Here is a 12,799-nt window from a genome sequence, read left to right as displayed (position 1 = left end):
GCTCCCGCGCGCTCGACGCGGGCGGGAGCCGGGGCGTTACTAGGTGCGGTCGGGCCGCGGCTGCCGGGACGTGACCGGGTGCGGGTGGGAGCCGCGGCTGCCGGGACGTTACGACGGGTCGATGCCGTGGCTGCGCAGCCACGGCAGCGGGTCGATCGCCGAGCCGCCGCCCGGGCGCACCTCGAAGTGCAGGTGCGGGCCGGTGGAGTTGCCGGAGTTGCCGGAGCGCGCGATCGGATCCCCGGCCTTCACCGTCGTACCCGAGGGGACCGTGTACGTGGAGAGGTGGCAGTACCACGTCTCCGTGCCGTCCTTCGCGGTGAGGATCAGCATGTTGCCGTACGCGCTGTTCCACTGCGTGCGCACGGTGCCGTCGGTCGCGGCCATCACGGTCGTGCCGTACGAGACGGGGAAGTCGATGCCGGTGTGCAGGGACATCCAGTTGATGCCGGACTGGCCGTAGTAGGCGCTGAGTCCGTGCCGGGCGACCGGCAGAGCGAACTTGGGGCGCAGCCGCTCCTTGCGGGCCGCCTCCTCCGCCGCCCGCTTCCGCTCGGCCGCCTGCTGCGCCTTGAGGTCGATGCGTTCCTGCGTGCGGCTGGCCCGGTCGGCGAAGTCGTCGGCACCGGCGGAGAGGCTCTGCAGCTGGGTGTCCAGCTTGTTGTTGGCGGCGGCCGGTTTGACCGGCTGCGCGTCCGCCGCGGTCGTCCGGGCCTCCGCGGCACTGTCGTCGCCGAAGCTGCCGACGGAGGCGGCGGCGATCCCGGCGACACCCATCACACACGCCGAGGGCACCGCGATGGTCATCAGCGCCGAGCGCTTGGGAGGGGTACGGCGGCGGGAGCGGGAGCCGGCGCGCGCGGCCGCCCGCGAGGACGGGGCCGGGGCGACGTCCTCCTGGCCGTCCAGGAGCGGGGCGACGACGGGCAGTTCACCGGTGGAGCCCGGCTTGTCGCCGTCCGCGTCGGGGCCGTGGTAGCCGGCCTCGGCGGATTCGTCGTAGGTGACCTGGTCGAAGGTCGCGGTCTCCAGCTGGTCGAAGGCCGTCGTCCCGTGCTGGTCGAAGGTGTCGGCAGGGCGCTCGTACGCGTCGGGGGCCGGTGCGGGGGTGCCGTCGGAGTTCCACTGGGTCGCGTCGTAGGCGCCGGTGTCGAAGGTCTGCGTGCCCCAGTCCCACTGCTGGGTGTGGTCGGCCGGGTTGCCGGACTGGTCGGGCTGGAGCCAGGCGCCGGCTTCCCACTGTCCGGTGGCGTCGGGGGACGGGCTCTGGGACGGGATGGCCGACATCGGCTGCTGCTCGGCCGACCAGGAGGTCGTGTCGTACACACCGGTGTCGTAGGCGGCGTGGTGCTGGGCCGCGTACGCGTCGTAGTGCGCGTTCTCGTGCGTTCCGGTGGGCCAGTGGCCGGTGTCGTACGTCCCCGAGTCGTGGCCGGCACCCGTCATGTCGCCGAAGAGGGGGTCGTGGGCGAAACTCGCGGTGGTGTGCCCGGTGGCTTCGAAACCGGCGCCGTGGGTACCCGAGGCGTCAAATCCGGTGGCGGCGTAGTCGCCGTACGTGGTGAAGTCGCCGTACTGGGCTTCCTGGGTGTTGTACGACGCGTAGTGCGCGGAGGCGGCGTCGGAAGCCGGAGCCGGGGTCATGGTCCCCGACGGGTGACGGTCGTTCACCAACTTCTCTTTCGCCTCGACAACAGGGGCTGCCAGAGCAGTGCGGCGACTGTACCCGGCGGTACGCGGGCACGACAATCTTCGGCAGGTTTCGCGCGCGCAGGAAACGGGCATTCGGCCGTGTTTTGGCGGACGGCGGGCACGGGTTTGGCCCTGTGTTCGAAGTTTGTTCGAGGTTGATCGCTGCTGTTTCGCTGAGTGTCCGCTGTATGACGAGTCTCAGGCGACTGTCAGACCGTCGGTGTGTTCGGTGGACGGTTCACCCGGGAGGGCCGTGTCGAGGACCTGCCGTACGCCGTTGGCGACGGCGGGGTGCACGGGCAGGGCGAGATGACCGATGCCGGTCACGCGCACGTTCTCCGCCATCAGGTCGGGATGGTCGATACGGGCCGTCTCCAGCGGATCCATCACATGGTCGAGATCGCTCCAGAAGCTGACGAAGTGCGTACGGCAGTCAGGGGCGGGCGCCGCGAGCTCCTCGAGCACCGGTGAGCCGGGGCGCATCTGGCGCACGATGGGGTGCGCGTCGGCGAAGGGCACCACTCGGGTCCCCGAATGCGGCGTGCCGAGCGTGACAAGGGTCCGCACGTGCCGGTCACCGCCGAGGCACTGCACGTAGTAACGCGCTATCAGGCCGCCCAGGCTGTGCCCGACGATGTCGATCTGCTCGGCCCCCGTGCGCTCGCAGAGTTCTTCGACGCGCCGTCCGAGCAGTTCGGCGGCGGCGCGTATGTCGCGGGTCAGCGGTGAGTAGTTGAGGGATTCGATCCGCTGCCTGCCGTGCTGCGCGAGGCTGCGGCGCAGCAGGACGAAGACCGAGCGGTTGTCGATGAAGCCGTGCAGCAGGAGGACCGGCGGCTTGGCCTGCGTGGGCAGTTGGGCGGCGCCGTCCGCGGGCAGTGCCGGGGCGGGGATGCGCCGCTCCTGGGTGATGCCGGACGGGTAGAGCAGGAGATGCCCGGCCAGGATCGCGATCTCCAGGGCGGTGGCCTTCAGCAGGGCCATGGAGAGTCCCGCGAGCCGGCCCGGCAGCAGGCGCTCGCAGAGCGGAAGAAAGGGCAGAGCAGCCCTGGTGACCTTCATGGCCGACCTCCTGTCGGTACACGACAGGACGGCTCCGCCCCCCGTGTGCCCTCGTGGGAAGCAGCTGCGAAGACGGGCGGCGTCGACCGCGAGAGCGGCGTGAGCCGCGTGAGCCGCATCAGTCGCCCGAGCTGCTGGGGTAGAGCGTGGCGTGTGGCGTGTGTGACGCCGGTGGTGCGACGGGGGTCCCCGATCTGTGGGGTGACGAGGCTCCCCGCCCGTGCGCCGTGTCTGCCCTGCGTGCGGTGCGTGCCCGGTGCGCTGTGCGTGCGGTACGTGCGGTGCGTGCCCTGTGTGCCCTGTTCGCCTTCGCCGAGGTGCCCTGCCGCCGCGGTGTGTGGGTGGTGCGGCGGTACGGCAGTCCCGATGCGGCTCCCCTTGCGCTTGTCCCAACGTGTGATTTCCCCCTCGGTATCCACCGCGAAACTGCCGGTTACGGGATCCTGGAGATAACGTTCGTTCACTTGCCCGGCCGGTTCGGGGCGGGGTGTCCGTGCGGTGCGGCGTGTACGGCTTGCCCGATGTGTGCGGTACTTGTCGGTACGGATGGATGTAGTCGCTTCATGGAGGCAGTGATGGGTGTGGCAGCCGGTCCGATCCGCGTGGTGGTGGCCAAGCCGGGGCTCGACGGCCACGATCGCGGGGCCAAGGTGATCGCGCGGGCCCTGCGCGACGCCGGCATGGAGGTCATCTACACGGGCCTCCACCAGACTCCCGAGCAGATCGTCGACACGGCGATCCAGGAGGACGCCGACGCGATCGGGCTGTCCATCCTCTCCGGGGCGCACAACACGCTCTTCGCGGCGGTGATCGACCTGCTGCGGGAGCGGGACGCGGAGGACATCCTGGTCTTCGGTGGCGGGATCATTCCCGAGGCGGACATCCCCCTGCTCAAGGAGAAGGGCGTCGCGGAGATCTTCACCCCCGGCGCGACGACGGCGTCCATCGTGGACTGGGTCCGGACGAACGCACGCCAGCCCGCGCAGGCGTAGGCCTGCGGCGCTCCGGCACAGGGGGCGTTGCCGGTCGCGGGGACTTAGATCTGATGCCGGGTGCCTGCCGCCGGGGTCCTTGTGGCGGCCTTGGCCGGGCTCCGGGCGGTCCGCATCGCCGGGTTTTGGGTGATGCGCTTCGCCGGGATTTGGGTGGTGCCTTTCATTGGGCTCCGGGTGTGGCGCTTTGCCGGGCCTTGGGTGGTGCGCTTCGCCGGGCTCCGGGTGGTGCGTTTCTCCGGGCTCCTGGTGTGGCGCTTCGCCGGGCCTCCGGTGGGGCCCGGCGGCGGGTGCCGTCTGGCGGTACTCGGCCGGTGTGCTGTCGGGGCCGTCGGCCGGATCGCCGTCGTGTCCGGCGTCGCGGGCGCCGGCCTGCGTCAGACCGCCCCCAGCTCCTCGGCCATCGCCGCGCGCAGACGCAGGGTCGTGACCAGGCGCTGGAAGGCCTCCGCCCAGTAGCCGCCGGCTCCCGGGGACGCGTTCTCCGGCTCGTCGGGTACGGCCAGCAGGGCATCGAGCCGGGAGGCCTCGGACGGGTCCAGGCAACGCTCCGCCAGCCCCATCACTCCGCTGAAACTCCATGGATAACTCCCCGCGTCCCGAGCGATGTTGAGCGCGTCCACCACCGCCCGGCCGAGCGGCCCCGCCCAGGGCACCGCGCACACCCCGAGCAACTGGAAGGCCTCGGACAGGCCGTGCGTGCCGATGAAACCGGCCACCCATTCGGCCCGTTCGGCGGTGCCCAGCGTGCCGAGCAGCTTGGCGCGCTCGGCGAGGGACACGGCTCCCGGACCGCCCGCCTCCGGCGCCGACGGGTCGCCGAGCAGCGCACGCGACCACTCGGCGTCCCGTTGACGCACCGCCGCCCGGCACCATGCCGCGTGCAGTTCGCCCTGCCAGTCGTCCGCCACCGGCAGCGCCACGATCTCCTGGGGCGTGCGACCGCCCAGCCGCCGCGACCAGGTCCCGAGCGGTGCCGCCTCCACCAACTGGCCCAGCCACCAGGAGCGTTCACCGCGCCCCGCGGGGGCCTTCGCCACGACGCCATCGCGTTCCATGCCCGGATCGCACTCGTGCGGCGCCTCGACGGCGATCGTCGGGGTGGCCTTCCCGGCTGCCGTGGCCCCCACGGTCGTGGGGGCGCCTGTGCTTTCTGTGGCTCCTGTGGCTCCCGTGGATCCCTTGGCCTCCGCTGCCGTGGTTTCCATGGCTGCGGTGGCTTCCGTGGCCGATGTGGTCCCCGCCGTCTCGCCGAGGACCTCGTCCCCGGTGCCGGGCCTTCGAGGCCGGGCCGTCCGCAGGTGGTCGATGGCCACACAGGCCGCCGCCCTGGCAGCCATCCGCGCGGCGAGCGCCGAACCCGGCAGGGCCGACAGCAGTTCCGCCGCCGTCGCCCGGACGTTGCGGCTGCGGTCGGCCAGGGCTTGTTCCAGGAACGGCTCGTCGTCCGGGCCCAGGCCCGCACGCAGCGAGTCGAGGAACATCAGCCGGTCCTCGGCCCGCTCAGTCGACCATGTCGTCGCGAGCAGGTCGCGCGCGGCGGCCGGCTCGCGGGAGCGCAAGGCGGACAGCAGGGCAACGCGTTCGGCGAACAGGCCCTCCTGCCACAGCCGCTGCACCCTGTCGTCGTCCTCGGGCTGCGGCAGCGCGGCGCTCCCGCCCGGGGTCGCGCGCAGGGCGAACCGCCAGTCCGGGTTGAGCCGTGCCAGCCACAGGGCCCGGGGCCCCGCGAACTCCAGGGCGGCCGGACGCAGGTCGGTACGCCCCCGGGCCGCGTCCAGCAACGCCGGAAGCAGATGGGGAGGCGGCGCGAAACCGCGGGCGTTGGCCGCCGCGAGCCACTGCGGCAGCAGTTCCGTGAGGTCGGGTGCGGTGCCCCGCCGGCCGCCGCCGGAGGGGCCGGGGCGGTCGGCCAGCAGCATCGCGAGTCTGCGCGCGGCCGCCGACGGCAACGGCGGACGCGTGTCCCGCGGAGCCGGCTGCGGCCGCTCGGCGGCCCGCGCGGGGCGCAGACCGGCCCGCCGTCGCACGGTTTCCACGGCCGCCGCGTCCAGCAGGGCCGCGGGTGCGCCCGGGCCCGGCGCGACACCGGGCGGGGTGCGCCGGGCCGTGCCGAGCAGCGCGGTGGTGACGAGCCCCTCCCACGCGTCCGCGCCGGGCGCGTCCACAGGAGTGGAGGTCCTGGTCATGAGCTTCCTTTCCGCGGGGCGCCCGGTGGTTGAAGGCTCGTCCATACCGGTTGTCCCGTGATGCCTGAAAGATGCGTGAGTTGGTGGGAAGGGTGAGGCGGACGGTCTCGGGATAGGCCGAGGGGGCTGTCCGGGGATGGGCGGCGGGGACCGTTCCGGTATGGGCAGAGGGGGCTGTCTTGGATGGGCGGATCGGGTGGAGGGCCGTGGGTTGAGCCGCCGTCACCGGATCAGCACAGCGCGACCGCGTCACCCGGGCCCTCCGGCCAGGCCGTCAGCGGGGTGAAGCCCTGGTGGCCGCATTCGCCGAAGACCCTGACCGGTGCCCCGCCCGACAGGGCGACGAGCCGCCACAGGCCCGGCCGGGAGCGCGCCCCGGGACTGAGCGGCAACGCCGTGTCTTCGTCTGCGTCCGCGAGCTGCCAGGAGTCGCCGTCCGGTACCGGAACGACCCGGTCCAGCGTCACCGGAACGGACTCCAGCCACGGGTCGTCGCGCAGGGCGTCGCCGTAACGGGCCGCGGCCCGGGACGTCGTCATCCCCGGGGGACGTATCTGCGCGGGTGCGGGCGGGGCGAACTGTTCACCCAGGGACACCCGCGCCTGCCCGGCGCCCGGGTACGCGCACACCTCGGCGTCCAGGGCCAGTCCCACCGGCAGCGCCAGCTCCGGGGCACGACCCGCGGCGCCGTAGGAGAGGAGCAGCACGGTGCGCTGCGAGTCGGTGCCGTGCAGCCAGATCCGCCGGGTCGTCAGGCGCGGGTCCGTCGTGTCGTATTGGGCGAGGACCAGCCAGCGGTCGCGCAGCGGCGGACCGTCGGCAGAGGCCGGCAGGCCCATGCGCGAGTGGACCGTGGCGGCAAGGCCGTCCGGGAGCCGCTCGCGGCGCAGCCAGCCCTGCCCGAGGAGATGCAGCAGCGCGCACTCCTCCAGCAGCCGCACCGGCCAGCCCGGGCCCGTGGACGGTATCGCCCCCAGTTCCCGCACCCGGCCCGCCAGGCCCTGGGCCTGGGCGTCGACCATGCGGGCCGCCGTCTCCTCCCACAGCCCGTACCCCGACTGCTCCGCGGTCGCCAGGCCGCCGCGCAACAGATCGGCCAGACGCTGCTCCAGCTCCACCGCACCCGCCGTGACCCGCTCGGCCCGGCGCTCCGCCCGGCGCCGCGCGGCCTCCGGATCAGCGGACCCCGACGTTGCGCCGGAACGCTCGCCGGCCTCCTTCGCCGCGGTGCGCCCGCGCCGCCCCGTTATCCACTCCCCGGCCCATTCCGGGGCCTGCCCCGGCGGCACCGCCGTGTCGTCGGCGGCCCAGAGCAACAAAAGCCCGAGCGCGTGCTTGCACGGGAACTTGCGGCTCGGGCAAGTGCACTTGTAGGCCGGGCCCGCGGCGTCCGCGAGGTCGACGACCGTCTGATACGGCTTGCTTCCGCTGCCCTTGCACAGCCCCCACACCGTCCCCTCGTCGGAACACCCCGCCTCGGACCACGGCCCGGCCGCGCCGAGTTTGCTTCCCGCTTTGCGTGATGCGGCGTCAGGTGCCAGTGCCAGCACCTGGTCCGCCGTCCAGCGCACCCCCTGCTGAGTCATGTCATCGAAGGTAGATCCCGCCACTGACAATCGGGTCCGCGAGAGGCTCCGGCACGGCGTTTCCGCAGGTCGTGACGGATTGTCAGTGGTGTGGTGCAAGGTTGGTGCCAGATCCGAACCGGCCGAGCTGGAGGGGGACTTTGCCATGACCGTGTCCGTGGAGCCGACGTCCGTCGAAGCGGGGGAGACGGTATCGACCCAGGCGTTGCGACCGCACGCCGAGGACGCCTTCGCCCATGAACTCGTCGCGCTGGCCGCGCAGGACGACCGCCCGCGCCCGGCCCGCTGGAAGCTGTCGCCGTGGGCCGTCGCGACGTACCTGCTCGGCGGCACGCTGCCGGACGGCACGGTGATCAGTCCCAAGTACGTGGGCCCGCGCCGCATCGTCGAGGTCGCCGTCACCACGCTCGCCACCGACCGGGCCCTGCTGTTGCTCGGTGTGCCGGGCACGGCGAAGACCTGGGTGTCCGAGCACCTGGCCGCGGCCGTCAGCGGCGACTCCACGCTGCTGGTGCAGGGCACCGCCGGCACCCCGGAGGAGGCCATCCGCTACGGCTGGAACTACGCGCAGCTGCTCGCCCACGGCCCGAGCCGCGACGCCCTCGTGCCCAGCCCGGTCATGCGGGCCATGGCGGAAGGCATGACGGCCCGCGTCGAGGAGCTGACGCGCATCCCCGCCGACGTGCAGGACACGCTCATCACGATCCTGTCGGAGAAGACGCTGCCCATACCTGAGCTGGGCCAGGAGGTGCAGGCGGTCCGCGGCTTCAACCTCATCGCCACGGCCAACGACCGCGACCGCGGGGTGAACGACCTGTCCAGCGCCCTGCGCCGCCGGTTCAACACGGTGGTGCTGCCGCTGCCGGAGAGCGCCGAGGCGGAGGTCGACATCGTCTCGCGGCGCGTCGACCAGATCGGCCGCTCCCTCGACCTGCCGGCCGCGCCCGACGGGCTCGCCGAGATCCGCCGGGTCGTCACGGTCTTCCGCGAGTTGCGCGCCGGTGTCACGGCCGACGGCAGGACGAAGCTGAAGTCGCCCAGCGGCACGCTGTCCACGGCCGAGGCGATCTCGGTCGTCACCAACGGACTCGCTCTGGCGGCCCACTTCGGCGACGGCGTGCTGCGCCCGGGCGACGTCGCCGCGGGCATCCTCGGCGCGGTGGTCCGCGACCCGGCCGCGGACCGGGTCATCTGGCAGGAGTACCTGGAGACGGTGGTCCGCGAGCGCGACGGCTGGAAGGACTTCTACCGGGCCTGCCGCGAGGTGAGCGGGTGAGGGATGCCGGCCCGGGAGCCCGGTGCCCGGGCCGTCGGTCGTCGGTCGGTACGGCGGTCGTCGGTCGGTCCGGAACGGGGGGAGACGGGGCGTGCGGGACGGGAGGGGGATGAGGTGACCGGTGAGGCAAGGGCCGCGGACGAGCGGGACGGCAGGGGGCGTGAAGTGACCGTTGGGGAGAAGGCCGTGGGCCGGCGCGCCGGGTCGGGTCCGGTGCTGCTCGGGGTGCGGCATCACGGGCCGGGGTCCGCGCGGGCGGTGCGGGCGGCTCTGGAGGAGGTCCGGCCGGGGGTCGTGCTGATCGAAGGCCCGCCCGAGGCCGACGCGCTGATCCCGCTCGCCGCCGACGAAGAGATGCGGCCGCCGGTCGCCCTGCTCGCCCATGCCGTGGACGAGCCCGGCCGCTCGGCGTTCTGGCCGCTGGCCGCGTTCTCCCCGGAGTGGGTCGCCCTGCGCTGGGCCCTGGAGCACGACGTCCCGGCCCGCTTCATCGACCTGCCGGCCACACACACGCTGGCCTGGGGACGGCAGGAGGACGAGGCGGCGACGGAGGGCGAACGACCGCTCGACGCCCAGGAGGCGGCAGCGGACGACACCGGCGCCGAGCCCGCCGACTCAGCCGACCCCGCCGACTCGCCCGACACCGCTGACGCAGCCGATCCCGCGGACCTGCGGATCGATCCCCTGGGAGTACTCGCCGAAGCCGCCGGCTACGACGACCCGGAGCGGTGGTGGGAGGACGTCGTGGAGCACCGGGGCGCGGGGGAGGGCGACGCGCTCGCGCCGTTCACCGCGCTCGAGGAGGCCATGGGTGCGCTGCGGGAGGCCTATGGCAGCGGGGGGCACGACCGCGACCTGGTGCGGGAGGCGTACATGAGGCTCCAGGTGCGGGCCGCGCAGCGGGAGTTCGAGGACGGCGTCGCCGTCGTCTGCGGAGCGTGGCACGTGCCCGCGCTGCGGCAGAAGACCACCGTCGCCGCCGACAAGGCGCTGCTGAAAGGGCTGCCCCGGGTCAAGACGGACATGACCTGGGTGCCGTGGACGCACCGCCGGCTGTCCCGGACGAGCGGGTACGGGGCGGGCATCGACTCCCCGGGCTGGTACGGGCACCTGTTCAGCGCCCCGGACCGGCCGGTGGAGCGGTGGCTCACCAAGGTGGCGGGGCTGCTGCGAGAAGAGGACCGGATCGTCTCCTCCGCGCACGTCATCGAGGCGGTGCGGCTGGCCGAGACGCTCGCAGCGATGCGCGGCCGTCCGCTGCCCGGCCTGAGCGAGACGACCGACGCGGTGCGGGCGGTGATGTGCGAGGGCTCGGACGTGCCGCTGGCGCTGGTGCGGGACCGGCTGGTCGTGGGGGACGTCTTGGGCGAGGTGCCCCCGTCGGCGCCGGCGGTGCCCCTGCAACGGGACCTGACCGCGCTGCAACGCCGGCTGCGGCTGAAGCCGGAGGCGCTGGAGCGGGAGCTGGAGCTCGACCTGCGCAAGGACAACGACGCCGCCCGCAGCAGACTGCTGCACCGGCTGCGGCTGCTCGGCATCGCCTGGGGCGAACCGGCCGCCTCACGCGGCAGCACCGGCACGTTCCGGGAGACCTGGCGGCTGCGCTGGGAACCCGAGCTGTCCGTGCGAGTCGCCGAAGCCGGGGTGTGGGGGACGACCGTCCTGTCCGCCGCGACCGCGAAGGCCGAGGCGGACGCCGTCACCGCGGAGGCCCTCGCCGACGTCACCGCGCTCGCCGAGCGCTGCCTGCTGGCCGAACTGCCCGACGCGCTGCCGACGGTGATGCGGGTCCTCGCCGACCGGGCGGCCCTCGACACCGACGTCGGCCACCTCGCCCAGGCGCTCCCGGCCCTGGTCCGCTCCCTGCGCTACGGCGACGTGCGCGGCACGCACACCGGTGCCCTGGCGGAGGTCGCCGCGGGACTGGCCGAGCGGGTCTTCGTCGGCCTTCCCCCGGCCTGCGCCGCGCTCGACGCGGACGCCGCGGAGGAGATGCGGCGCCATGTGGACGCGGTGCACGGAGCCGTCGGTCTCCTGGGCGACGCCCCCGCCACCGGACACGGCCGGCTGAGAAGCCGCTGGCAGTCGGTGCTTCGCGTGCTGTCCGGGCGAGACACCGTGCCCGGGGTGATCCGTGGGCGGGCCGTGCGCCTCCTGCTCGACGACGGGGAACTGGCCCAGGACGAGGCTGCCGTGCTGATGGGACTCGTCCTGTCACCGGGCACTCCTCCGGCGGACGCGGCCGCCTGGATCGAGGGCTTCGTCGGAGGGGGCTCCGGCGGCGGGATGCTCCTGGTGCACGACGAGCGGCTGCTCGCCCTGGTCGACGCGTGGCTGACCGGGGTGCCGGCCGAGGCCTTCACAGACGTACTGCCCCTGCTGCGGCGGACGTTCTCGGCGTACGAACCGGGGGTGCGCCGGACCCTCGGCGAACTGGTCCGGCGCGGGCCGGGGGCCGGGAGTGGCGCGAGCGCCGCCGGCGCGGGGATACCCGGCTTCGCGGCCGACCTCGACACGGCACGCGCGGACGCCGTGCTGCCGGTCGTGCGGCTGCTGCTGGGGCTTGACGACGTGGACGAGAACACGAACAACGACCTGGCGGGGGTGACGGGATGACGACCGTGGCAGTGAGGGAGCGGACGGCTACGCCGGCGGCGGGGGACTCCGCGACGGGCGGGCTCCGGGTGGACGTACGGCCCGCGACGACCGTGCCGGTGATCCCGCTGTGGGAACGGCCTCGCAAGGGGGGACGGGGATGACGGCTGAGGCAACGGACCCGGCGCAGGAGCGGCTGCGGCGCTGGCGGCTCGTGCTCGGAGGGGACTCCGCGGACGGAACCGGCTGCGCGCTGTCGGGCCGGGACGCCGCGATGGACGGAGCGCTCACCGCGCTCTACGGCAGGAAGGACGGCACAGCACCGGGGGGCCGGGAGCGTTCGGCGGGGCTCGGGGCGTCGGCGCCGTCCGTGGCGCGCTGGCTCGGGGACATCCGGACCTACTTCCCCTCGTCCGTCGTGCAGGTCATGCAGCGCGACGCCATCGACCGGCTCGGGCTCGCCACGCTGCTGCTGGAGCCGGAGATGCTGGAGGCGGTGGAGGCCGACGTGCACCTCGTCGGCACCCTGCTGTCACTCAACAAGGCGATGCCGGAGACGACGAAGGAGACAGCCCGGGCCGTCGTGCGCAAGGTCGTCGAGGACCTGGAGAAGCGGCTCGCCACCCGCACCCGGGCCACGCTCACCGGTGCGCTCGACCGCAGCGCCCGGATCAACCGGCCCCGCCACCACGACATCGACTGGAACCGCACCATCGCGGCCAACCTCAAGCATTACCTGCCCGAGCACCGGACGATCGTGCCGGAGCGGCTCATCGGATTCGGGCGTGCTACCCGGTCCACGAAGAAGGAGGTCATCCTCTGTATCGACCAGTCGGGATCCATGGCCGCATCAGTGGTGTACGCATCGGTGTTCGGAGCGGTCCTCGCCTCGATGCGGACGATCTCCACGCGACTCGTCGTCTTCGACACGGCGGTCGTCGACCTCACGGACCAACTGGACGACCCGGTCGACGTGCTGTTCGGCACACAGCTGGGCGGTGGCACGGACATCAACCGGGCGCTCGCGTACTGCCAGTCGCAGATCAGCCGGCCCGCCGAGACGGTCGTCGTGCTGATCAGCGACCTCTATGAAGGCGGCATCCGCGACGAGATGCTCAAACGGGTCTCCGCGATGAAGGCATCGGGCGTGCAGTTCGTGACGCTGCTGGCGCTTTCGGACGAGGGGGCACCCGCGTACGACCGGGAACACGCCGCCGCGCTCGCGGCGCTGGGAGCACCGGCGTTCGCGTGCACGCCCGATCTGTTCCCGGAGGTGATGGCGGCGGCGATCGAGAAGCGGCCGCTGCCGATACCGGACGCGGCCTGAGGGGGCTGGTCAGGAGGGCAGATGACGACTTGTCGATGCATCGTCGTCCGACGCGTGGCAGCACAACGGACATGACGACC

Annotated in this window: 8 protein-coding genes; 4 read left to right on the top strand and 4 right to left on the bottom strand. The window is 73.2% G+C overall.

Features of this window, described 5'->3' with window-relative positions; genetic code table 11:
- Positions 1-108: 108 nt before the first annotated feature.
- Both ACFZDI_RS04340 and ACFZDI_RS04335 read right to left on the bottom strand, forming a co-directional pair.
- Positions 109-1,785: a peptidoglycan DD-metalloendopeptidase family protein gene (locus ACFZDI_RS04340; RefSeq protein ID WP_391247641.1), complete on the bottom strand. Its 1,677-nt coding sequence runs from the start codon at positions 1,783-1,785 to the stop codon at positions 109-111.
- Positions 1,786-1,890: 105 nt separating this feature from the next.
- Complete coding sequence (locus tag ACFZDI_RS04335; protein WP_361109299.1) at positions 1,891-2,754, bottom strand: alpha/beta fold hydrolase; 864 nt, start codon at positions 2,752-2,754, stop codon at positions 1,891-1,893.
- A 575-nt stretch (positions 2,755-3,329) separates the two neighbouring features.
- On the opposite strand from ACFZDI_RS04335, the gene ACFZDI_RS04330 reads away from it, so the two are divergent.
- Complete coding sequence (locus ACFZDI_RS04330; protein ID WP_234848750.1) at positions 3,330-3,746, top strand: cobalamin B12-binding domain-containing protein; 417 nt, start codon at positions 3,330-3,332, stop codon at positions 3,744-3,746.
- Positions 3,747-4,123: 377 nt separating this feature from the next.
- On the opposite strand, the gene ACFZDI_RS04325 is transcribed toward ACFZDI_RS04330, so the two are convergent.
- Together ACFZDI_RS04325 and ACFZDI_RS04320 are read right to left on the bottom strand one after the other, a co-directional pair.
- Positions 4,124-5,935: a DUF5691 domain-containing protein gene (locus ACFZDI_RS04325; RefSeq protein ID WP_391247638.1), complete on the bottom strand. Its 1,812-nt coding sequence runs from the start codon at positions 5,933-5,935 to the stop codon at positions 4,124-4,126.
- A gap of 230 nt (positions 5,936-6,165) precedes the next feature.
- Positions 6,166-7,521: an SWIM zinc finger family protein gene (locus ACFZDI_RS04320; RefSeq protein ID WP_391247637.1), complete on the bottom strand. Its 1,356-nt coding sequence runs from the start codon at positions 7,519-7,521 to the stop codon at positions 6,166-6,168.
- A 145-nt stretch (positions 7,522-7,666) separates the two neighbouring features.
- Between ACFZDI_RS04320 and ACFZDI_RS04315 the strand changes: the two genes are divergently transcribed.
- From ACFZDI_RS04315 to ACFZDI_RS04305, 3 genes are all read left to right on the top strand, one after another.
- A complete protein-coding gene (locus tag ACFZDI_RS04315) occupies positions 7,667-8,797 on the top strand; it encodes an AAA family ATPase (protein WP_391247635.1) in 1,131 nt (376 codons plus the stop codon).
- A gap of 114 nt (positions 8,798-8,911) precedes the next feature.
- Positions 8,912-11,413, top strand: a complete 2,502-nt coding sequence (locus ACFZDI_RS04310) for a DUF5682 family protein (protein WP_391247633.1) — start codon at positions 8,912-8,914, stop codon at positions 11,411-11,413.
- A 139-nt stretch (positions 11,414-11,552) separates the two neighbouring features.
- Positions 11,553-12,719 (top strand): VWA domain-containing protein, encoded by a 1,167-nt coding sequence (locus tag ACFZDI_RS04305; RefSeq protein WP_391247631.1) that lies wholly within the window; start codon positions 11,553-11,555, stop codon positions 12,717-12,719.
- Positions 12,720-12,799: the final 80 nt, after the last annotated feature.

Source organism: Streptomyces sp. NPDC007907 (genome assembly GCF_042959365.1).
Taxonomy (GTDB): Bacteria; Actinomycetota; Actinomycetes; order Streptomycetales; family Streptomycetaceae; genus Streptomyces; species Streptomyces indiaensis.
Note: the sequence above shows the minus strand (reverse complement) of the source record. Positions and strands in the feature narration are given on the sequence as shown.

Bases quoted from the DNA above. Each gene is read 5' to 3' on its own strand.
- ACFZDI_RS04325 (WP_391247638.1), bottom strand. From the start codon at position 5,935: ATGACCAGGACCTCCACTCCTGTGGACGCGCCCGGCGCGGACGCGTGG.
- ACFZDI_RS04315 (WP_391247635.1), top strand. From the start codon at position 7,667: ATGACCGTGTCCGTGGAGCCGACGTCCGTCGAAGCGGGGGAGACGGTA.
- ACFZDI_RS04320 (WP_391247637.1), bottom strand. From the start codon at position 7,521: ATGACTCAGCAGGGGGTGCGCTGGACGGCGGACCAGGTGCTGGCACTG.
- ACFZDI_RS04340 (WP_391247641.1), bottom strand. From the start codon at position 1,785: ATGCCCGTTTCCTGCGCGCGCGAAACCTGCCGAAGATTGTCGTGCCCG.
- ACFZDI_RS04335 (WP_361109299.1), bottom strand. From the start codon at position 2,754: ATGAAGGTCACCAGGGCTGCTCTGCCCTTTCTTCCGCTCTGCGAGCGC.
- ACFZDI_RS04305 (WP_391247631.1), top strand. From the start codon at position 11,553: ATGACGGCTGAGGCAACGGACCCGGCGCAGGAGCGGCTGCGGCGCTGG.
- ACFZDI_RS04330 (WP_234848750.1), top strand. From the start codon at position 3,330: ATGGGTGTGGCAGCCGGTCCGATCCGCGTGGTGGTGGCCAAGCCGGGG.